This window comes from Hymenobacter sp. 5317J-9 (genome assembly GCF_022921075.1).
Lineage (GTDB): Bacteria > Bacteroidota > Bacteroidia > Cytophagales > Hymenobacteraceae > Hymenobacter.
The window spans coordinates 3384583-3405616 of record NZ_CP095050.1; the positions used below are offsets into that span (position 1 = coordinate 3384583).

Annotated in this window: 13 protein-coding genes; 8 read left to right on the forward strand and 5 right to left on the reverse strand. The window is 63.4% G+C overall.

What is annotated here, in order from left to right:
- Positions 1 to 9: 9 nt before the first annotated feature.
- From MUN81_RS14315 to uxuA, 4 genes are all read right to left on the reverse strand, one after another.
- Positions 10 to 3150, reverse strand: a complete 3141-nt coding sequence (locus MUN81_RS14315) for a TonB-dependent receptor (RefSeq protein WP_245111417.1) — start codon at positions 3148 to 3150, stop codon at positions 10 to 12.
- A gap of 69 nt (positions 3151 to 3219) precedes the next feature.
- The gene (locus MUN81_RS14320; RefSeq protein WP_245111419.1) at positions 3220 to 4050 is read right to left on the reverse strand and encodes an SDR family NAD(P)-dependent oxidoreductase; all 831 of its coding nucleotides are present in this window, start codon (positions 4048 to 4050) and stop codon (positions 3220 to 3222) included.
- A 24-nt stretch (positions 4051 to 4074) separates the two neighbouring features.
- Entirely contained in the window at positions 4075 to 6192 is a 2118-nt protein-coding gene (locus tag MUN81_RS14325) for an alpha-glucuronidase family glycosyl hydrolase (RefSeq protein WP_245111421.1), read from the reverse strand.
- A 25-nt stretch (positions 6193 to 6217) separates the two neighbouring features.
- Positions 6218 to 7462, reverse strand: coding sequence for a mannonate dehydratase (uxuA, locus tag MUN81_RS14330; RefSeq protein WP_245111423.1), 1245 nt, complete (start codon positions 7460 to 7462; stop codon positions 6218 to 6220).
- A 325-nt stretch (positions 7463 to 7787) separates the two neighbouring features.
- Between uxuA and MUN81_RS14335 the strand changes: the two genes are divergently transcribed.
- The 8 genes from MUN81_RS14335 (at position 7788) to MUN81_RS14370 (ending at position 17556) form a co-directional block, all read left to right on the forward strand.
- The gene (locus MUN81_RS14335; RefSeq protein ID WP_245111424.1) at positions 7788 to 8966 is read left to right on the forward strand and encodes a substrate-binding domain-containing protein; all 1179 of its coding nucleotides are present in this window, start codon (positions 7788 to 7790) and stop codon (positions 8964 to 8966) included.
- 301 nt (positions 8967 to 9267) lie between these two features.
- Complete coding sequence (locus MUN81_RS14340) at positions 9268 to 9966, forward strand: hypothetical protein (protein WP_245111426.1); 699 nt, start codon at positions 9268 to 9270, stop codon at positions 9964 to 9966.
- Between the two features lie 4 nt (positions 9967 to 9970).
- Complete coding sequence (locus tag MUN81_RS14345; RefSeq protein WP_245111427.1) at positions 9971 to 10966, forward strand: PspA/IM30 family protein; 996 nt, start codon at positions 9971 to 9973, stop codon at positions 10964 to 10966.
- 300 nt (positions 10967 to 11266) lie between these two features.
- A complete protein-coding gene (locus tag MUN81_RS14350; protein WP_245111429.1) occupies positions 11267 to 13045 on the forward strand; it encodes an OmpA family protein in 1779 nt (592 codons plus the stop codon).
- 149 nt (positions 13046 to 13194) lie between these two features.
- The gene (locus tag MUN81_RS14355) at positions 13195 to 13971 is read left to right on the forward strand and encodes a hypothetical protein (protein ID WP_245111430.1); all 777 of its coding nucleotides are present in this window, start codon (positions 13195 to 13197) and stop codon (positions 13969 to 13971) included.
- Between the two features lie 158 nt (positions 13972 to 14129).
- The gene (locus MUN81_RS14360; RefSeq protein ID WP_245111432.1) at positions 14130 to 14960 is read left to right on the forward strand and encodes an ATP-binding cassette domain-containing protein; all 831 of its coding nucleotides are present in this window, start codon (positions 14130 to 14132) and stop codon (positions 14958 to 14960) included.
- A 151-nt stretch (positions 14961 to 15111) separates the two neighbouring features.
- On the forward strand, positions 15112 to 16185 hold the full coding sequence (locus tag MUN81_RS14365; RefSeq protein WP_245111433.1) for a DUF3644 domain-containing protein: 1074 nt from the start codon (positions 15112 to 15114) through the stop codon (positions 16183 to 16185).
- A 12-nt stretch (positions 16186 to 16197) separates the two neighbouring features.
- Positions 16198 to 17556 carry a sigma-54 dependent transcriptional regulator gene (locus MUN81_RS14370; protein WP_245111435.1) on the forward strand — a complete coding sequence of 453 codons (1359 nt, stop codon included), beginning with the start codon at positions 16198 to 16200 and terminating at the stop codon, positions 17554 to 17556.
- A gap of 21 nt (positions 17557 to 17577) precedes the next feature.
- Here MUN81_RS14370 and MUN81_RS14375 read toward each other — a convergent pair whose 3' ends face one another.
- Positions 17578 to 20820: a PAS domain-containing protein gene (locus MUN81_RS14375; protein ID WP_245111436.1), complete on the reverse strand. Its 3243-nt coding sequence runs from the start codon at positions 20818 to 20820 to the stop codon at positions 17578 to 17580.
- Between the last annotated feature and the right edge of the window lie 214 nt (positions 20821 to 21034).

Here is a 21034-nt window from a genome sequence, read left to right on the forward strand (position 1 = left end):
AGTTTGCTCCTAGAAGCCCAGGTTAACACCCGCGATGAAGGCGCGCGTAACGGGGTAGTTGCTGCCGCCCTGGAAATCGAGGTTGGCCGAGGCCGTGCCCGTGTTGCTGAAGCGCGTCGAATACGAGAGGGCGTCGGGGTCGATGGCCTTGTTGCGCTGGTAGTACTTGTCGGCAGCCCAGATGTAGGGGTTCTGCACCTGCAGGTAGATGCGGGCCGAGCTCAGGAAGGCCGACTTGGCCCAGGCGGCCGGGATGGTGTAGCCCAGGTCGATGCTGCGGATTTTGATGAACGTGCCGCTGTGGTAGCCCAGGGTCGAGCCGTAGGTGGGCCACTCGTTGGCGCGGGCCGTCTGGTCGGGCTGGGGGTACTCGTTGGTGGGGTTGGTGGGCGTCCAGTAGTCGAAGTTCAGCTGGTTGCGGCGGCCGGTGTTGGTGGCGTAGTAGCTGGGGCCGAAGGAGTACGGGTCGACCACCGTGGCGCCCACGCGGGTCAGGGCCACAATGTTCAGGTCGAAGCCTTTGAAGCGGAAGCGGTTGGTGAGGCCGGCCTCAAACCGGGGCTGGCGCGAGCCAATCACCTGGCGGTCGGCGGCATCAATCTTGCCGTCGCTGTTCACGTCTTCCACCTTAATCTGGCCCGGCTTGGTGCCGTATTTCCGCGCCTCGTCGGCCTCAGAAGTTTGCCAGATGCCCACTTTCTTGAAGTCGTAGAACACGTACAGCGGCTGGCCAATGAAGCGCTGGTTGCCCACGTCGTCGCGGGGGTTGCCGTTGGCATCGTACAGGTTCAGGTCGAGCAGTTTCTCGCGGTTCACGGTGAAGTTCCAGTCGGTGCTCCACTCAAAGCCGTTGACACTGGCCGAGCGCACGTTGGCCGTGGTCAGCGAAATCTCAATGCCGCGGTTCTGGGTTTGGCCGGCGTTGCGGATGAAGGAGCCGTAGCCGCTGGCCGTGGGCAGGGCGTCGGGCAGCAGCAGGTCGCTGGTGCGCTGCTGGTACACTTCCACGCTACCCGTCAGACGGTTGTTGAAGAAGCCAAAGTCCAGGCCCACGTTGGTGGTGGTGGTGTATTCCCAGCCCAGGGCGGGGTTCGGAATGTTGTTGGGCACCACGCCCACGGCGCCCACGGGGCCCCAGTTGTAGTAGCCGTTGCCCAGGCCAGCGCCCAGCGAGCCCTGCGTCTGGTAGGGGTTGATGGCGGTGCTGCCCACGCGGCCCAGGCTGGCGCGCAGCTTCAGCACGCTCAGCCAGTCCTGGCCTTTGAGGAACTGCTCGTTGGCGATGTTCCAGGCCACGGCGGCCGAGGGGAACCACTTGTACTTGTTACCGGGCGCCAGGCGCGACGACCCGTCGTTACGCGCCGTCAGCGTCACCGAGTAGCGGTTGTCGAACGAGTAGTTGATGCGGCCCATGTACGACTCCAGCGCCCAGTCGATGGGCTGCCGGTTCACGTTGTTCACGCTGTTGGGGGTACCGGCCCCGAGGTTGCTGTTCAGCTGGTAGTCGGCCAGCGTGCCCTGCACCGAACCGCTGAAGCCGTCGTTGTGGAAGGTCTGGCGGCTGTAGAGGGCCGTCACGTTCAGGTCGTGCTTATCGGCAAACGTGCGGTTATAGGTCAGGATGTTTTCTGCCAGCAGGTTGTAGGCAATGCTCGAGCCGCTGCTGGCCGAGTTGAGGCCGGCGTTGTTCTGCGGCGTCACCGAGGCGTAGAAGGCATCATCGGCCTGGGTGCGGCCGTCGAGGCCCACGTTGAGGCGGTAGTCCAGGCCTTTCAGGATGTTAATCTGGCCGTAGAGGCTGTTAAAGCTGCGCAGGCGGCGGCGGCGGTCCAGGTGGGCATTGGGTGCGTACAGCGTCAGCGGGTTCGAGAGTTGGTCGCCGTTGGGATACAGCACCAGTTGGCCGTCGGGGCCGTTGGTCGACGCCAGGGGGCTGGTCGTCAGAATCTGGTACAGCACGTTCACGTTCGGGTCGTTTTCGTCGGTGAAGGTGTTCAGGCTATTCGCTCCCACCTTCACGCGCCCCCCGATTTTCTGGTCGAGCGTGCCGCGCACCGAGTAGCGCCGGAAGCGCTGCACCGGCACAATGCCCGTCTCGTCGTAGTAGCCCAGCGAGGCCGAGTACTGCGTTTGCTCGGTGCCCCCGGTCAGGCCCAGCGTGTGGTTCTGGATGTGGCCGTTCTGGAACAGCAGGCTCTGGTAGTCGGTGGTTTTGCCGGCGGCGTAGTTGGCCCGCTCGTCGTTGGTCAGGAACGTGGTTGCGGTGGCCGGGTTGAAGGTGGGGGTTTGCGCCCGGAACGCCTCCAGGCGGTAGTTGTAGTACTGCTCGCCGTTTTGCAGGTCGAATCGGTCGTAAATCCGCTTCTGGCCGTAGTAGCCGCTGTAGGTGGCTTTGGCGGCGCCGTTTTTGCCGCGCTTGGTCGTAATCAGAATCACGCCGTTGGCGCCGCGGGCGCCGTAAATGGCCGTCGAGGAGGCGTCTTTCAGCACTTCCACGCCGGTCAGGTCGTCGGGGTTCAGGTCGTTGAGGCTGCCGTCGTAGGGCACGCCGTCCACCACCAGCAGCGGGTCGTTGCTGCCCGAAAGCGAGCGGTTGCCCCGGATGCGGATGGTGGGCGCCTGGCCCGGCGCCGTGCCGTTGCTCGAAATGTTGACGCCGGCCGCGCGGCCCTGCAGGGCCTGGCCCACGTTGGCCACGGGCACGTCGCGCAGGGCCTGCTCGTCCACCGAAGAGATGGCGCCCGTCACCTGGCTTTTCTTCTGCACGCCGTAGCCCACCACCTGCACCTCGTTCAGGGCCTGGGCTTCGGTGGTGAGGCGGGCATTCACGGCCCCGGACGCGCCCACCGGCACCTCCTTTTTCTCGTAGCCAATGGAGCTAATCACCAGCGTGTTGCCGCCATCGGGCATGCTCAGCGTGTACTCGCCGGCCGCGTTGGTGGTGGCGCCCACGGTGGTGCCTTTCACGATAACCGTCACGCCCGGCAGCGGCTCGCCGTTATCCGACGTGACCGTGCCCGACACCGTGCGGCCGGCCTGGGCCCAGGCCTCGGCCGGCATCATGCCGCCCAGCAGCAGCGCCGCCGCTCCGAAGAGTTGCGCCCAGCGCCGGACTGGGCGCGGCGCAGCGTTTGATAAAAGTAGTTGCATGGATTTGAGTGGGTTTTTGGTGGGTAAGTGGTTGTGTTAAGTGAAAAGCGGGAGGCAGCCCAGCACCGCCTAAAAGCCGATGGAATTGCCGCCGTCGACGGGCAGCGAGGCGCCGGTGATGTAGCGGGCGCCATCAGAAGCCAGGAAAACGGCCGCGTGGCCGATGTCTTCGGGCTTGCCGAACTTGCCCATTGGCGTGCGGCGCATGGCGCGGTCGCGGCGGTCGGGGTCGGAGTTCATGGCCGTGCGGCTCATGGCGGTTTCGATGAAGCCCGGCGCAATGGCGTTGACGCGCACGTTGTGGCCGGAGAATTCCGAGGCCAGCACCTTCACCATGCCCTCCACCGCCGACTTGGAGGCCGCGTAGGCCACCACGCGGTCGATGCCGTAGTAGGCCGCCATCGACGAAATCATGAGGATGACGCCCTTGCGGCGGGCCACCATGCGGGCGGCGCAGGCCCGCGTGAGGGCAAACACCGAGTGCAGGTTGGTGTGCAGAATGCGGCTGAATTCCTCGTCCGTCACGTCCAGGGCCGGCTTTTTGAGATTGATGCCGGCGTTGTTCACCAGAATGTCGAGGGGGCCGTAGGTGGCTTCCACCTCGGCCACCAGGCCGTCGATGGCGCTCAGGTCGGTGATGTCGTTCACCAGGTATTCCACCGAGTCGCCCAGGTCGGCCACGGCGTCCTGCAGCACCGCCTCGCGCCGGCCCGTGATGACCACGGTAGCGCCCGCCTCGGCCATGCAGCGGGCAATTTCCAGCCCGATGCCGGTGCCGCCGCCGGTCACCAGCGCCAGCTTGCCGTCGAGCGAAAACACGTCGGCGTGGCGCTGCTGCGAGGCCGTAACGACGCCGTTGGAGGAAGCGGAATGACCGGAAGAGTGCGACAGCTTATTCATGTCGGGGAGAGTTGCAGGGGAGAATTACTTGAGCTGGTAGAGGTCTACCAGGGTTTTGACGTCGGCCAGCGTGCGGGTGGGCGGCGCGAAAGGGGCCGGAATGGGCTGCCTGGAGAAAGTCTGGAAGTAGAGCACGCAGGCGTCGCGCCACCACAGGGCCTCGCGCCGCTGAATGGCGAGGCGGGCGACCACGTCGGCGTGCAGGGCCGGGTCCACGGCGGGCTTCACACTGGCCCAGCGCTGCTGCATCCACGTCACCGAGTCGGCGCCGGTGTAGTAGCGCGTCACCAGCTCGTTCCAGAGGGTGCGGCCGGTGGGCAGCGCCTGCTTCCAGCCCACGTGGTGGAACCAGAGCAGGTAGTTGAGCGGGCAGGTTTTGGGGTCACCCCACTCCTTCTGCACGCCGGCCAAGTACAGCGCCAGGGCGTTCGAGCCCGTGGCAGTGCGGTTGAAGCCCAGGCCCAGCGAGTCGGCCTTGTGGTAATACACGGCCGTCCAGTCGGGGCGGCCGGCCTGGGCCAGCCAGGGCTCGGGACCGTAGTGAATGTTCTGGCCCATGATGTGGTGCAGACCCAGCGGCGTGGTGTAGCGCACGTAGATGTCGCGCGACTTGTCCATCATGTCCACAATGGTGGCCACGGCCTGGGGCTCGTGGGTCAGCGTCATGTTAGTCCATTCTGTGGCAATGGCTTTCGAGGTCAGCGTGTAGTCCCAAGCCAGGCGGCCGAAGGCGTACCAGTTGGCCTGGCCCATGGGGTGGCCGGTCCAGTTGCGGTCGGAGCCGATGTTGGCCACGCCGGCAATGCCGCTGATGCGGTGCTGGTCGAGGCTGCCATCCACCACTTTAGCCACCGTGGAGCCGGTTCCCTTGGTTTGGGTGTCGGCGTCGAGGCACTCCTTGAACATGGGCGCCAGGTACACCAGGTGCGTGGCCATGCCCAGGTATTCCTGGGTAATCTGCACTTCCAGCACCAGCGGCGTCTTGGGCATGGCCCCAAACAGCGGGTGGAAAGGCTCACGGGCCTGGAAATCGATGGGCCCGTTTTTTACCTGCACCAGCACTTTGGGCGAGAACTTCCCATCGAGCGGCTTGAACTCTTCGTAGGCTTGCTTGAACCGGTCGTCGCTGCCGGCCTTGTACACAAAAGCGCGCCACATCACAATGCCGTCGTGGGTGCCCAGGGCCGTGGCCAGCATGTTGGCGCCGTCGGCGTGGTTGCGGCCGTAGTCCTGCGGGCCGGGCTCGCCCTCGGAGTTGGCCTTCACCAGGAAGCCGCCGAAATCAGGAATTTCCTTGTAAATCTCGTTCGTCTTGGCGGCCCACCACTGCTGCACCTGCGCATCGAGCGGGTCCGCCGTTTTCAGGCCGCCAATCACCTTGGGCGCCGCCCAAAACACCGACAAATACACCCGAATGCCGTAGGGCCGCAGCACGCCCGCCAGCGCCTTCACCTTCCCGATGTACTCCGGCGTGAGGTAGCGCGCACTGGCGTTCACGTTGTTAATGGTCACGCCGTTGATGCCGATGGAGGCATTGGCGCGGGCGTAGTCGGTGTAGCGCGGGTCGAGGCGTTGGGGCAGTTCGTTCCACTTCCAGATGCTACTACCCGCGTAGCCACGCTCCACGGTGCCGTTGGGGTTGTCCCAGTGGTTGAGCATTCGGTACTGAATGCGCGGGCTGCTGCTCAGGCGCAGGTTGGCCACGGACTGGCCGGTTTGCAGCTGCCGCAGCAGGGCAAACACGCCGTAGAGCACGCCGGCCCCGCTCCGGCCCTTCACTACCAGGTTTTTACCCTGCGTAGCAATCTGGTACTCATCGCGGCTGGCCGAGCTACCGGAAACGTTTGCCGATTGGTCAATTGCCAGCACGATGCCGCGCTTGGTGCCGGTGGGCGCTGCCAGCAGCGGCACCGCCTGGCCCAGCAGGCCCTGCAGGCCACGCTGCAGCTCGGCAGCGGCGGTTTTCAGAACCACATCGCTCCCACCGGCGGCCACAAACTGCGCCGCGGCGCGGTACTGCGCCAGTCGCGCCGCGTCGGCCACCCGGTCGTACTTCAGCCACAGCCGATAGCCGTCGTCGGCCACGCAACGCGGCGCGGCGGCAACTACAAGCAGCAACAACAACAGGGACCGGAGCAACATGGGTGGGATTGGGAAGGGCAGGTAGTTAGGCGAGTTGCGGGGCTTGGGCGGGGCGCCGGTTGGGCGGCGCTTCGGTGGCCAGCCCGCGGCGGATGCCGTATTCCAGCCCCCGCAGCTCGGCCAGCCCCCGCAGGCGGCCGATGGCCGAGTAGCCGGGGTAGGTTTTCTTTTTGAGGTCGTCGAGCATCTGGTGGCCGTGGTCGGGGCGCATGGGAATGGCGACGGCGCCCTCGCCGCTGGCGGCGCGGCGCTGCTCTTCCAGCACCAGCTCGCGCACCACGGCGTACATGTCCACGTCGCCGGTCAGGTGGTCGGCTTCGTGGAAGTTGCGCGGGTTTTCCTCGCGCTTGGTGGCGCGCAGGTGAATGAAGTGGATGCGCGCGGCAAAGCGCCGGGCAATGGCGGGCAGGTCGTTGTCGGCCCGCACGCCCAGCGAGCCCGTGCAGAACGTGAGGCCATTAGCCGGCACGTCGCAGGCCGCAAACAGCTGCGCGAGGTCGTCGGCGGTGCTCACCACGCGGGGCAGGCCCAGCAGCGGATAAGGCGGGTCGTCGGGGTGAATGCAGAGGCCGATGCCCAACTCCTGGGCCACCGGCGCCACTTCCCGGATGAAGTAGTGCAGGTTATCGCGCAGCGCCGCGGCGTCGATGGCGGCGTACTCGTTGAGCAGGCTTTGGAAGTTACTCAGCTCAAACGCTTCCTCCGAACCCGGCAGGCCCAGCAGCACGGTGTTGGTGAGGCCGGCTACATCCTCGGCGCTCATAGCCGCAAATTGCTGGCGGGCCGCTGCGGCCACGGCAGGCTCGTAATCGGCCTCGGCGCCGGGCCGCTTCAGAATGCAGAGGTCGAAAAGCGCAAAATCCTGCCACACAAAGCGCAGGGCGCGCGAGCCGTCGGGCAACTCGTAGCTGAGGTTGGTGCGCGACCAGTCCAGCACCGGCATGAAGTTGTAGCACACCGTGCGGATGCCGCAGGCGGCCAGGTTGCGCAGCGAGGCCTTGTAATTGTCTATATAAAGCTCGCGCGAGGGGCGGCCTTTTTTGATGTCTTCGTGCACCGGCAGGCTTTCCACCACGGCCCAATGCAGGGGCGAGTGGGTGGCGTTGTCGGCCTCAATGAGCTGCTGGCGGGCCTGAATCTCGCTTACCGACCACTCCTCGCCCACCGGCAGCTGGTGCAGCGCCGTGACCACGCCAGCGCAACCGGCCTGCCGAAGGTCGAAAAGCGAAACGGGGTCGTGAGGACCGAACCAGCGCATGGTGTGCAACATGGCAACTGTTAGGTAAAATACAATTTGTGTTATACCCAGACAAAGCTACCTGCACCATTACCGTAAATGCGGCAGATAGGTCGTTTGGCTGACTTACTACCGAATGTAGAAGGAGAAACACCAAGTTGGTTCTACCAAAATCGGCCAAATTTTACAGCATTGGCAACAAAACTATCGGCATCGTTTCCGGAAACGATGCCGATAGATAACTTTGCATTTCTTTCGCCAAAATTTTTTTTTGTGCGTTATATTTGAGTGAGTACTCACGGCATAACCCCGTTCATCCTGCTCCACAGCCACCTTTCTTCACTTAATACAATTATTAATGGCCATCTGCATCAAATGCAAGCTTTCTGATACGGTGTTGAAGGCCGGGTTTGTGCGCGGAAAGCAGCGCTACCTCTGCAAAAGCTGCGACTACCACTTCACGGAAGAGAAAACCGGCCCGAGTCCGGACCGGCGCCGCGCCCAAACCACCATCGGCGACGTGGCCAAGGCCGTGGGCGTGGCCTCGTCCACCGTGTCGCGCGCGCTGAACGGGCACACCGACATCAGCCCCGTCACCCGGCAGGCCATTCTCGACGCCGCCCGGCTGCTTGACTACCACCCCAACTTATTGGCCCAAAGCCTAAAGAGCCGCGAAACTCACACCCTGGGCGTGCTGATACCGGACCTGGAGCGGCCGTTTTTTGCCACGGCCGTGAGCGGCATTCAGGCGGTGGCCACAGAGGCCGGCTACCGCGTGATGATTTGCCAGTCGAAGGAATCGTACCGCACCGAGGTGAGCAACGTGCAGGCGCTGGTGGCCAGCCAGGTCGACGGCCTGCTCATCTGCCACTCGCGCGAAACCGAAAACTTCGACCACGTGAAGCCCGCCGCCTGCCGCGGCATCCCGGTGGTGCACTTCGACCGCGTGAGCAACGAGGTAGACAGCGCCAAGGTCATCCTTGACGACTGGAACGGTTCCTATAATGTGACCGAGCACCTCATTCAGCAGGGCGCCCGGCGCATTGCCATCCTGGCCGGGCCCGAGTCGCTGCTCATCAGCCGCAACCGCCTGGCCGGCTACCAGCACGCCCTGCGCCGCTACCAGCTGCCCCTGCGCCCCGAGTACGAAGTGCACATCGAATTTCAGTCCGAAGAAGCCGAAGCCGCCCTCGATGCCTGGCTGGCCCTGCCCGAGCCGCCCGACGCCATTTTTTGCATCAACTACACCAACGCCTTCGACCTGCTGGTGGCCCTGAAAAAGCGCGGCGTGCGCGTGCCCCAGCAAATGGCCGTGGTGGGCTTTGGCGACGAGTTCATGGCCGCCATGATTGAGCCCGGCCTCACCACCGTCGACCTTCACCCCTACCGCATTGGCCAGCAGGCGGCCCGCCTTTTCCTGGAGCAGGTGCAGCAGAAGGAGAATTTCCAGCCCCGCACCTTCGTCATTGCCGGCGACCTCATCATCCGGCAGTCGTCGCTGAAAGGCGAAGGCGACCTTTTCCGGCTGAGTATATAAAGCCACCGGCTCAAGAATCGGGCATTTCGTATACGTATATGTAATGCCGGCTTTCCCTTTACGATAGTTGACCGGGTGGCGCAGGAATCAGAACTTCGCGCCTCCCGACCACCATTTCATTATTAATATGAAAAAATAGCTTTTTCATTTTGAAAAAAATGCCCCCGTCAAGCCTCGTGCCTGGCGGGGGCATTTTTATTTATACACTTGATTTAAAATTACTTACAGACAATATAGCGAAATTATTACTGAACCGGCACTGGTATTGGCATTAGGTGCAAGTCACCAAACACACGCTGCCATGGCCATTCTTGATAACCTCACCAAAGCCGCGAAGGACTTCTTCATCGAAGACGATGGGGCGCCCCGCCCGGCCCCCGCGCCCGCCCCGGCGGTAGCGGCGCAGCCCACGCCGGCCGCGCCGCTGGCTGCCAGCCCGGCGCCGCTCGTCACCCAGGCTGAGCAGCGCCACCTCGACCACATTGCCGGCCTGCTGGCCGGCGACGGCAAGGACTTCGGGGCCTACACCAAGATGGTGAACAGCATGGCCGGTAGCGGCCTCACCGGCCCCCTGCTTTACCAAACGGCCTTCAACGCCTTTTCGGCCCTCACCGGCGTGAACCAGACGGCCCTGCTGGCCTCGGCCGAGCAGCTGGCCACCAAGCTGGCCGAAGACCGGGCCCGGGTGCTGCAGCGCCACCGCGAGAAAATGGGCGAAAGCCCGGATTCTAAAGCCGCCCCCGGCCCGCTGGCGCTGCTGCAACAACGCGAAACGCAGCTGCAAGCCGAAGTGGCCTCCCTCACCGAGCAGCTGACCCAGAAAAGCCAGCAGCTGCGCGAAATCCAGCAGCAGGCCCTGGCCGAAAAGCAGAAAACGCAGGCGGCGTTGGCCTCCTATGAGCTGGCCAACGCCGCCGCTGCCGCCGACTTGCAAACGCACCGCAAGGCGGCCCAGAACTTCTTGAATCCCTCCTCTTCCACCACTTCTTCAAACGCCTAACCCCATGAATACTTTGCTCACAACTACTTCTGATACCGACACCGGCCTCCCCAAGTGGCAGAAGCCGGAGAAAGTGGCCGGCCGCCTCGTGCTGCTGGGCCTGGCAGGCACGGCCGTGTACTACTGGGGCGTGATTCTGCCCTTCCTGGTCGACATGGTATTCAACAGCGTGAAGCTGGGCATTGGGCTGGGCGTGCTGTTCGTGCTGTTTTTGCTGGCCACGAACAAGCGCATCCACGCCGGGCTGTGGTACGCCGGACAGCGGGTGCTGCGCACGCTGGCGGGAATTTTCGTGAATACCGACCCCATCGGCATCATGCAGGACTACATCAAGAACACCGAGCAGGAAGCCCGCAAGATGGACGCCGAAGTGACCAACATCGAAGGCGCCCACGAGCTGGTGAAGCGAAAGCTGGCCGCCAACGATGCCCAAATGAAGGAATACCTGGCCCTGGCCAGCTCGGCCGCCCGCCAGAACGAAAAGGACATGGCCGAGAGCTACGCCAGCCGCGCCGCCCAGCTGGAGGACTACAACAAGCGCCTGCAGCCCATGGCCACCACCACCGCCAACGTGAGCGTGGTGATGCGCCAGATTCTGAAAGCCGCCCTGCGCCAGATTGACGGCAGCAAGTTCAAAGTCAACCTCTTGAAAGACGAATACGAGCTGGTGAAACGCACCAGCTCCGGCATGCGCGCCGCCATGAACATCCTGCGCGGCGACCCCGACAAGAAGTACTTCTTCGACCTGGCCACCGACCGCGTGGCCCAGGACATGGCCCAGCAGCTGGGCCAAATCAAGCAGGCCATGCGCTACTCGCAGGAGTTTGTGAAGGAGATGGACATTCAGAACGGCGTGATGAGCGAGAAGGGTCAGCGCTTACTCACCAAGTACCAGAACGGCGATTTCAACGCCGTGCTCAACGAAAAACCCCAAGCCACCCAATCCTTCGCCGCCACCAAAAAAGCCTCCGATGATGCCTATTCTAGCCTGCTTGATTAGCTTTTTGCTGGCCTGCGGCCTGGTGAGTCTGCTGGGCCAGCCGGCGCCCGTGACGGTGGCGCCTCATGCCGCTTCGGTAGAACGTCATGCCGAGCACAGCCGAAGCAACTCGCTCGCCCGGCATCTCACCCCCCGGCCCCCTCTCCAAAAAAGAGGGGGAGCCTAACGCCAGCGCATAGCCGGTGCCCCCTCTCTTTTGGAGAGGGGGTCAGGGGGTGAGGTTGACGCCTGCCCCCAAAACAACCCAAAAATCAACGCGCCCCAAATCGGGCGCCCCACTCCTCTTTTGCCTTACCTAAAATGACAACACGTGGTAAATTCGTAATCGGCCTGCTCATCGTAGCCGCCCTTTACTTCGGCATCAACAAGCTCATAGCCAGCGGTGCCGTCTTCAAAAAAGCCGAAACCGAATCGGTACTCCTCAACTCCATCGAGCTGCCCGCCGCCACCGGCGGCAACCGCGCCAACATCGTGGTGCCGCTGGCTCCGCTGCCGGGCACCGCTCCCGCCGAAAAAGGCACGCCCGTGGTGTGGGAGGTGATGGCCTGGAACAGCCAAATGGCCGGCATGCTGGCCAACGGCGGCCCCCGCACCACCATGGGCTCGGCCCTGGCTGCTAATGGCGTGGACCTGCAGATTGTGCGCCAGGACGATGTGAGCAAGATGCAGGCCGACCTGGTGAAAAACGCCCTGGACCTGCAAAACAACCCCGCCACGCCCGGCCTGATTGTGAGCATCATGGGCGACGGCCTGCCCGCTTTTTCGGCGGTGCAAGCTGAATTGCAGAAGACTGGCACGCAGCTGCAGATTCTGCCCTACTCGGTAGGTAAATCCTTCGGCGAAGACAAGCTGATGGGCCCCAAAGAGTGGCTTGACAACCCCAAATCGGCTCTGGGCAAAACCATTGCCTGCTACCTGCGCGACGGCGACCAGAACATCGCCCTGAAATGGTGCGCCGACAACGGCCTGAAAGTGAACCCTGACGAAACCACCTACGACCCCGAAGCCGTGAACTTTATGGCCGCCAGCGACTTTCTGGTTGCCGCTGAGAAGTACATCCTCGGCAAGCCCGAAGCCCGCACCAAAGTGGTGAACGGCAAGAACACCGGCGTGAAGGTGGACGTGGCGGCCGACGCCGTGGCCACTTGGACGCCCGGCGACGTGAACATTGCCAAGCAGCGCGGCGGCCTCGTCAACATCGTGAGCACGAAGGACTACTCCAACCAGATGCCCAACATCATGGTGACGACCAAGCGCTGGTACGATGCCCACCAGAAGGAAGTGCTGGGTTTGATGACGGCCTTTGCCGTGGCCGGCGACCAGGTGAAATCGCACCCCGAAGCCCTGACCCGCGCCGCCGACATTTCGGCCACCGTGTACGGCGACCAGGACAAGCCCGGCGCCTACTGGCTGAAGTACTACAAAGGCGTGAGCGAAGCCGACCGCAACGGCGAAGTGGTGGAGCTGGGCGGCAGCAAAGCCTTCAACTTCAGCGATAACCTGAGCTTGTTTGGCCTCGACGAAGGCGGCACCAACGTGTACGCCGCCGTGTACAAAACCTTCGGTGATGTGCAGAAAAAGCTCTACCCTAAAGAACTGCCCAGCTACGTGCCTCTCGACCAGATGCTGGACCTGACGCCCCTCAAAAAGCTGCAGGCGCAATACAAAGGCAAAACCGTGGCGCCGGCCGAAACCCAGCAGTTTGCCGCCGATGACGAAATCCGCCAGAGCGTGAGCAAGCGCGCCTGGAACATCGCCTTCAACTCGGGCCAGAGCACCTTCACTCCCGCCGCCGAGCGCGACCTCAACCAGCTCTTCAACGACCTCGTGGTGGCCGGCCGCCTGAAAGTGGCCGTGCACGGCCACACCGACAACACCGGCGACCCGCAGAAAAACCAACAGCTCTCCGAGGACCGCGCCATGGCCGTGGAGCACTGGCTCGAAGCCAAAAGCCGCAGCGCCTTCCCCGACGGCCGCGTGCAAGTGTACGCCCACGGCGCCACCGAGCCGCTAGCCAGCAACGCCACCCCCGACGGCAAAGCCAAGAACCGCCGCGTGGAAATCGTGCTGGGCAACTAATCCCTAAGTGACACCCAACAAAAAGAAGGTCATGCTGAGCGAAGTCGAAGCATCTCGCGTGTGGTAGCAATCAACGCTACTTCAACGAAGCGATAGAGATAGAGATGCTTCGACCAACTCAGCATGACCGTTCTTTTTTCTCATTCCCAATGAAAACCTTATTCGCCCCCAATGCCCAGCCGCGCCGCATCGTCTTCACCTCCATGGTGGTAGCGCAGGTGGCTCTGCTACTGCTGCTGTGGGTGTTCTACCCCATGCAACTGTTCCCTAGCCTGGGCGAGGTCGTCCGCGCCCTCGGGGACCTCATTACCAGCCAGGGCCTGATTCCGGAGCTGTGGGCCAGCATGACCACGGCCCTCGAAGCCCTGGCCGTGGCCACGGTGCTGGCGCTGGCAATCTCCTACCTCACGGCGCTGCCGTTCTTCCGGCCCATTGCCTACGCGGCCTCCAAGATGCGCTACCTCACCCTCACCGGCCTCACCTTCTTCATGGCCCTGATGGTGAGCTCCGGACACCAGGTGAAGCTCTCGGTACTCATCTTCGGCGCCACGGTGTACTTGGTCACGGGCATGACGAGCGTGATTCTGACCACTACGCAGGAGGAAATGGACCATGCCCGCACCCTGGGCATGAGCGAGTGGCGCAGTTTCTACGAAGTCGTGGTGCTGGGCAAGCTCGACGACATGCTGGAAGTGGTGCGCCAGAACTTCGCCATCATCTGGACCATGATTACGCTGGTCGAAACGCTTTACCAAAGCGAAGGCGGCATCGGCCTGCTGCTGTATAAGCAGAACCGGTATTTGCACCTCGATGGCGTACTGGCCATTCAACTTGTGATTTTGGCCACCGGCGCCATGCAGGACTACGTGTTTGTGCTGCTGCGGAAGGTGTTTTTTCCTTATTCCTCTTTAGGAACATCCGCCTAGCGGGCGCCTCACCCCCCGGCCCCCTCTCCCAAAGGAGAGGGGGTGCCTGCCGACTTCTCGTCATCCCTTCAACCCGAATTAGCTCGCCCGCGCCGCCGTGGCCCCCCCCTCTCCTTTGGGAGAGGGGGCCGGGGGGTGAGGCGCCAATCAGAACAACCATGACTGCCCTCCCTTTCAACTACAAAGAGCCCATCCTCACCCTGAGCAACATCTCCATGTCGTTCCACGGCGAGACCATCCTGCGCGACATCAACGCCCAAATCCTCGACGTGACGCGGCCCAACATGAGCCAGGGCCAGGTGGTGGGCTTCTACGGCCGCTCGGGCATCGGCAAGTCGGTGCTGTGCCGCATCATGGCGGGGCTCATCCGGCCCAGCGGCGGCACCGTGGAAGTGGGCCAGGCCCAGCAGGCCGTGGAGCCCGGCATGGTGGGCTTCGTGCAGCAGCGCTACCCGCTGTTCGACCACCGCACCCTGCTCGACAATCTCCTAGTGGCCGCCCAGCGCAAGCACGCCCCTGAGGCTGCCCGCCAGCACGTGGATATGTACCTGGAGCGGTTTGGCCTGGCGCCGCACGCCCGCAAGTACCCGGCCCTGCTCTCGGGCGGGCAGCGGCAGCGGGCGGCCATCGCCCAGCAGCTGCTCTGCTCCGACCACCTCATCCTGCTCGACGAGCCTTTCTCCGGCCTCGACGTGGCCATGATTGACGAGTTGAAGCGCATCATCGTCGAAGTCACTACCATGGACGAGCTGAACACCGTCGTCATCGTCTCGCACGACCTCGTGACCACCACCGCCCTGGCCGACCGCCTCTGGCTGCTGGGCCGCGAGCGCGACGCCAGCGGCCAGTTCCTGCCCGGCGCCACCATCAGCCCCCGCCACCAGTACAACTTGGCCCAGCTCGGCCTGGCCTGGCACCCCGACGTCGAAGCCGAACCAGAATTCGCCCAGTTTGTGGCCGAGATTAAGGAGGAGATTCGGGGGAGTTAGGCCTACGTTAATCGCACTGGATTATGGCTGTATTTGCTAAATACACAACACCTTGTTAACCAAATTTAGCAATAATAAAAATCAATAAAACCCTTTTCTCCAATGGCTTCCTAGTAACTTGACGCCGCATTTTAGTTGTTAACACCTCTCCATGCAACCAACGTCTACTATCCGCCGCCGCAAACCGCCAATGACAAAAATCTTGATTGAAAGTGCGGTGGCTTTCATGGGGCAAGCTGTAAATCTTCAGAATGCAACACAAATAGCTCAACGTCATGAAAAAGTCGCCATTGCAATGGCAACGGCGTGGGAAAAAATTTTAAAGGCTTTTCTCTATCGTATTGATAGAAGAATTATTTATTATCCATTGCCTAGGGTTCAAAGAGGACAACCAAGGCCTAAAAGAAAAACCCTGTCTTTGGACAGGTGCCTAGATGAAGTTCAGAACAGACTAGGAAAGCCTTTTGAGGCCACAAAAGCCATTATCGAGCAGGCCGGTGAATACCGCAATGAATGTATTCACTTCTATGGCGAACGACTTGATGCTGTTTTGATGCCTTTATTCTCGCAATGTTGCTTAAACTTTAGTGAGTTTTTGAGGCAGCATTTCAGCAGGGAGTTATTCTCAGAGCTCGAGCTTGCCATTCTTCCTCTGGCATACCAACTGCCCTTCGTTGCAGAGGACTTTTTAACCACACATAACGCCAGTCACGGAGCGAGTCAAGAGGTCAAGGATTTCTTGCAGGGCTTAACCGACGTTGGCCGGCGGCTACATGAAAGTGGGCACACTGACTCTATTTTGGTGAAATACCATCTTGCACTTGTAAGTGTTAAAAATTCTGGAGAAGCAGATGGCGTTGTCCACGTCGACAATGCGGCTCCATCTGACACAACAATTCGGATTGAACGCCCAGTACAGGGCGAGATTCGTCTCACATCAAGTAGGAATGCTGCAATTGTGCGACTTTCTGACGATGATTTGCCTCGCCATGGCTATGTGCTCGGCTACCAGGACTTATTATTCCAAGTCATGAAAGAAGGGTACAAATGGGATGAAGGAGTTAAGAATTTCGTCAAAAGCTTAAGAGAGGACGCTAGTCTTTGCTACGTTCGCAAAGCAAACCCAATGAGTGTAAAAAGCTCCACTACATGCCTTTACCATACTGATGTACAAGCTCGCTTAATGGAATACTTGTTAGCAAAAGGCGCACGACGGGCAGCTTAATTACAAGTAACCATGCCCACCGGAACCCTCCTAATCATCGACGACGAGGCGCGCTTGCGCCAGTTGCTGGCCCAGGTGCTGGAGCTGGAAGGCTACGCCGTGCTGCAAGCCCCCGACGCCACCCGCGGCCTGGAGCTGCTGCAGCAACACGCCGACGAGGTGCTGCTGGTGCTCTCCGACGTGAAGCTGCCCGACGCCAACGGCGTGGACCTGCTGCCCCGCCTCAAAGCCGCCGCACCCGATGCCGAAGTGGTGCTGCTCACCGCCTACGGCACCATCCCGGATGGCGTGAAGGCCATGAAGCTCGGCGCGTTCGACTACCTCACCAAGGGCGATTTTGAGCAGCAGCTGGTGGTCGTCGTCGACCGCGCCGCCGAAAAAGCCCGCCTCCGCAAGCGCGTCACCGAGCTGGAGCGCCGCATGGGCCAGCGCCACACCTTCGAGGCCATGATAGGCGCCTCGCCCGAGCTGCAGCGCGTGCAGCAGCTGGCCCGCCAGGTGGCCCCCACCGACAGCACCGTGCTGCTGGAAGGGCCCACCGGCAGCGGCAAGGAGCTTTTTGCCCAGGCCATCCACCAGGCCAGCGCGCGCAAGGCCAAGAACTTCGTGGCCGTGAACTGCAGCGCCTTTCCCAAAGACCTGCTCGAATCGGAGCTGTTTGGCTACCGCAAAGGCGCCTTCACCGGCGCCCTCACCGACAAGAAAGGCCTGCTGGAAGAAGCCAACGGCGGCACCCTGTTTCTGGACGAAATCGGCGAGCTGGAGCTCAACGTGCAAGCCAAGTTCCTGCGGGTGCTGGAGCTGCAGCAGTTCGTGAAGCTCGGCGACACCAAGCCCACCAACGTGAACCTGCGCATGGTGGCCGCCACCAACCGCAACCTCAAGCAGGAAGCCGCCGAAGGCCGCTTCCGGCCCGATTTGTACTACCGCCTCTCGGTGTTCACCATCCAAGTGCCGCCCCTCAAAGACCGGCCCGCCGACGTGGCCCCGCTGGCCCAGCACTTCCTGCGCGACTTCGCCGCCAAGCTCAGCAAGCGCCTGCCCGGCCTCGCCCCCGAGGCCCTGGCCCTGCTGCAGCGCTACCCCTGGCCCGGCAATGTGCGCGAGCTGAAAAACGTGCTGGAGCGCGCCGCCATCCTCGCCCCGAGCGGTGAGCCGTTGTCGGCTGACTTTCTGCCCGATGAGTTTCACGCCCTCGGCCGCCCTGCCCGCCCCGGTGCCGACGCCGCCGACGACAGCCTGCGCGCCCTCGAAGCCAGGCACATCGAGAAACTGATGCGCGAGCTGGACGGCAACAAGCCCGAAGTGGCCAAGCGCCTAGGCATTGGACTGACGACGCTATACAGAAAGCTGGAAGAGTACGGGTTGTAGCGCGAACTCGCCGAGTCCACGCTACGGCCTGCTCCCCGTGAGCTCCAGCAGCAGCTGGCAGAGGGCGGCTTCTTCGTAGGGCTTGGTGAGGCAGGCGTTCATGCCGGCGGCTAGGTAGGCGGCGCGGTCGGCCTCGAAGGCATTGGCGGTGAGGGCGATGATGGGCACGTTGGCGCGGGCCGGGTCGGGGTGGCGGCGCAGGGCCTGGGTCACCTGCACCCCGCTCAGGCCGGGCATGCGGATGTCGAGCAGGGCCACGTCGAAGGAATATTTCAGCAGTTGGGCCAGCGCGTCGAGACCGTTGCCCACGGCCTGCACCTGCACGCCCCAGTGCTCCAGCACGGCCACGGCAATGCGCTGGTTCACGGGGTTGTCTTCGGCCAGCAGCACGCGCAGGCCGCGCAGGCCTTCGTAGGATGCCTCGGCGGGCGCGGGCGTTTGCAGGGCCGGGCCCTCGGTGGCGCGGGGCAGCACCAGCTGGAAGGAAAACGTGGTGCCCAGCCCGGGCTCGCTGTAGAGCTGCAGGCTGCCGCCCATCTGCTCCACCAGCTGCCGGCTGATGGCCAGCCCCAAGCCGGTGCCGCCGAAGCGCAGGCTGGTTTCGGCGCTGGCCTGGGCGAAGGCCTCAAAAATGTGGGCCTGCTGGTCGGGGGCGATGCCGATGCCCGTGTCCTGCACCCAGAACCTGAGCAGCAGCTCCTGCGCGGTTTCGTGCAGCACCCGCGCGCCCAGCTGCACGCTGCCGCGCTCCGTGAACTTGATGGCGTTGGAGAGCAGGTTGAGCAGCACCTGGTGCAGGCGGTAGGCGTCGCCCAGCACGCGGGGGCCCGTGGGGGCCGGCAGTTCAATTTCGAGGTGCAGGCTTTTTTCGGCCGCCAGGGCGGCCACGGTTTGCCCGGCGCCCTGCAGGGCCACGGCCAGGTCGAAGGAGGCGTGGTTGAGCTCCAGGTGATGGGTGGTGATTTTGGCCATGTCGAGCACGTCGTTCAGCAGGGCCAGCAGGTGCCGGCCGGCGTGCTGCATGGTGTTGAGGTACTCGCGCTGCGGGTCGGTGAGCGGGGTTTTCTGCAGCAGCGCGGCCATGCCCAGCACCCCGTTGAGGGGCGTGCGGATTTCGTGGCTCATGCGGGCCAGAAAGGCTTCTTTGGCCAGGGCGTTTTCTTCGGCTTCGCGCTTGGCTTGCTGCAGCGCCTGCTCGGCCTGCACGGCCGGGGTCACGTCGTAGCCCGAGGCCACCACGTAGGGCGGCGCGCCGGCTTCCAGCACGGGGTAGGAGTAGCAATGCACGTGGCGGCGCTCGCCGGCCCGGGTGAGCACCACCAGGGTCTGCTCCTGGGTTTGCAGGGTCATGTCGCCATCGAAATAAGCCTGCAGCGCGGCGCGGCTTTCGGGGAGCACAATGTCGTGCAGATAGCTGCCCACCAGCTCATTGGCGGGCCGGCCCAGCAGCCGCTCAACGGCGGGATTTACGGAGAGCAGCTTGCCGTGCAGGTCGTGGGTGCAGATGAGGGCCTGCGAGTAGAATACCAGGTCGTGGTACTGTTTCTCGCGGCGCTCCAACTCCTGGCGGGCCCGTTTCACGGCCGTGACGTCGGTGCCCACGCTGAGCACGCCGAGCTGGCCGTCGGGGCGCTGCATGGGGCGTTTTTCCACTTCATAAAAGCGGGTTTCGCCGCTAGTGAGCGTGAAAGGCAGCTCCCGGGCCTGGGGCCGCTGGGTGGCGCGCACCAGGGCGGTGAGCCCGTGCAGCTGGCGCACTTCTTCGGCCGTTACGGGGTCGCTGTCGGGGTTTTGCTGGTGCTGCGCTTGGGCCGACAGGCTCCGGAAGGCCTCGTTGGTAAACGACACGCTGCCGTCGGGGTCGCTCATGTAGATGACGTTGGGCAGGGCATCGAGAATCTGGCGCACGAAAGTTTCCTGGGCCCGCAGCATGGCCTGCACGTTCTGTTGCAGCTTTTCGGCGGTGTAGCGGGCAGTGATGTCGATGCCCGCCCCCACCACAATGCGCAACGTGCCGTCGGGCTCGAACACGGGCCGCAGGTGGCGCAGCATGAGCTGGGGCCGCTGCTTGTGGTCGGTGCGCATTTCTTCCCAGGTCACGTCGGCGCGGGTGCGCACGGCCAGGTTGAAGTACTGCTCCCGCTGCTGGCGAATCCCGTCGGGCTGCTGCTTGCGGCGCAGGGCAAAGTATTCCTCGTTGGTCAGGCCAATGATTTGCCGGCGCACGGCAGGGTCCGAAATCGACGCCGGATTCACGAACAGAAACCGGTGCTCGGCGTCGAACACGGCCACGTCGACGGGCAGCAGGTTGAGAATGGACTCGTAGAACGTTTGTTGCCGCAGGAGCATTTCCGCGGCCAGCGTGCGCTCCGTGATGTCGACGCCGGAGCTGATGACGCGGAGCGAGCCGTCGGGGAGGCGCACTGGCCGGTAGCGCAGCAGCACGTGCACGGGCCCGTCGGGGCCAGAGCGGGTTTCTTCCCAGGCCTGCTCCTGCTGCGTGCGCAGGGCTTCGGCAAAGGCCGCGGCGCGGCGCTGGCTGATGGCCGCCGGCCGCTGCCGCTGGGCGCAGGCCTCGGCGCTGGTGCGGCCCAGCATCCAGGCGCGGGTGGCGGGGTCGGGCTCCACGGCGGGGTTCACGAACAGGTAGCGGTGCGCGTCGTCGAACACGGCCACGGCCGACGGCACTTGCTCGAGCACGCCCTCGTAGAAAGCCGACTGGGCGAGGAGCCGCTGCTCGGCCAGGTGGCGCTCGGTCACGTCGCGGTAGCATATCAGCCGCCCGGCCCCCAGCGGGTCCAGCACCAGGTAGTCCAGCTCCAGCACGCGGCCGTCGGCCAGCACAAAAGGCTCCTGCAGCACCGTCTGCCCGGCCGCGTGCAGCGCCCACGCCCGCCGGGTGAATGCCTCGGGGTCTTCAAAAGCCGCTTCAATGCGCACGGCGGCGGGCGGAATGGCCGGGCCACCCTCGGCCGGTCCGGCCACCGGCGGCAGCCCAAACAGGTCCCAGAAGTGCTGGCTCACAAACTGAATCTGCCCCTCGGAATCAACCTGCATCAGGCCCAGACGCAGGTTTTGCACCAGGGCCATGAGCTGGGCGTGCTCGCGCCGGGCCCGCACCACTGAGCCGGCCAGTTGCTGCTCCAGGGCAGCCACGCGGGCCTGCGCTTCGGCCAGCGCGGCCTCGGCCTGCTCACGGCCGGCGCGCTCTTGCTCCACGCGGGCGGCCCACTCGGCGGCATCGGCAGAAGGGGATGTTTTCATGGCCAGAACGTGGAATACGCCGCGCGCCGCGCCGGCAGCGCCCGAAACGGGCAGCTCCCGCCAGGCGCCAACGGCGGAACCGGCCCGGCAGCCCAACAAAGGTCGAACCCCGAACAGAGATAGCCAACTGTAATATTCTTAGCTCTCATGCTATTAATCGATTATGGGCCATCTACCCGCACGGCTGCTTGGGCCCATGCGGGCGTGTGCCGCG

What these genes read in the sequence shown, in the direction of transcription:
- MUN81_RS14315 (WP_245111417.1), bottom strand. Translation starts at nt 3,150, where the DNA reads ATGCAACTACTTTTATCAAACGCTGCGCCGCGCCCAGTCCGGCGCTGG.
- MUN81_RS14365 (WP_245111433.1), top strand. Translation starts at nt 15,112, where the DNA reads ATGCAACCAACGTCTACTATCCGCCGCCGCAAACCGCCAATGACAAAA.
- MUN81_RS14370 (WP_245111435.1), top strand. Translation starts at nt 16,198, where the DNA reads ATGCCCACCGGAACCCTCCTAATCATCGACGACGAGGCGCGCTTGCGC.
- MUN81_RS14360 (WP_245111432.1), top strand. Translation starts at nt 14,130, where the DNA reads ATGACTGCCCTCCCTTTCAACTACAAAGAGCCCATCCTCACCCTGAGC.
- MUN81_RS14350 (WP_245111429.1), top strand. Translation starts at nt 11,267, where the DNA reads ATGACAACACGTGGTAAATTCGTAATCGGCCTGCTCATCGTAGCCGCC.
- MUN81_RS14345 (WP_245111427.1), top strand. Translation starts at nt 9,971, where the DNA reads ATGAATACTTTGCTCACAACTACTTCTGATACCGACACCGGCCTCCCC.
- MUN81_RS14335 (WP_245111424.1), top strand. Translation starts at nt 7,788, where the DNA reads ATGGCCATCTGCATCAAATGCAAGCTTTCTGATACGGTGTTGAAGGCC.
- MUN81_RS14325 (WP_245111421.1), bottom strand. Translation starts at nt 6,192, where the DNA reads ATGTTGCTCCGGTCCCTGTTGTTGTTGCTGCTTGTAGTTGCCGCCGCG.
- MUN81_RS14375 (WP_245111436.1), bottom strand. Translation starts at nt 20,820, where the DNA reads ATGAAAACATCCCCTTCTGCCGATGCCGCCGAGTGGGCCGCCCGCGTG.
- MUN81_RS14320 (WP_245111419.1), bottom strand. Translation starts at nt 4,050, where the DNA reads ATGAATAAGCTGTCGCACTCTTCCGGTCATTCCGCTTCCTCCAACGGC.
- uxuA (WP_245111423.1), bottom strand. Translation starts at nt 7,462, where the DNA reads ATGTTGCACACCATGCGCTGGTTCGGTCCTCACGACCCCGTTTCGCTT.
- MUN81_RS14355 (WP_245111430.1), top strand. Translation starts at nt 13,195, where the DNA reads ATGAAAACCTTATTCGCCCCCAATGCCCAGCCGCGCCGCATCGTCTTC.
- MUN81_RS14340 (WP_245111426.1), top strand. Translation starts at nt 9,268, where the DNA reads ATGGCCATTCTTGATAACCTCACCAAAGCCGCGAAGGACTTCTTCATC.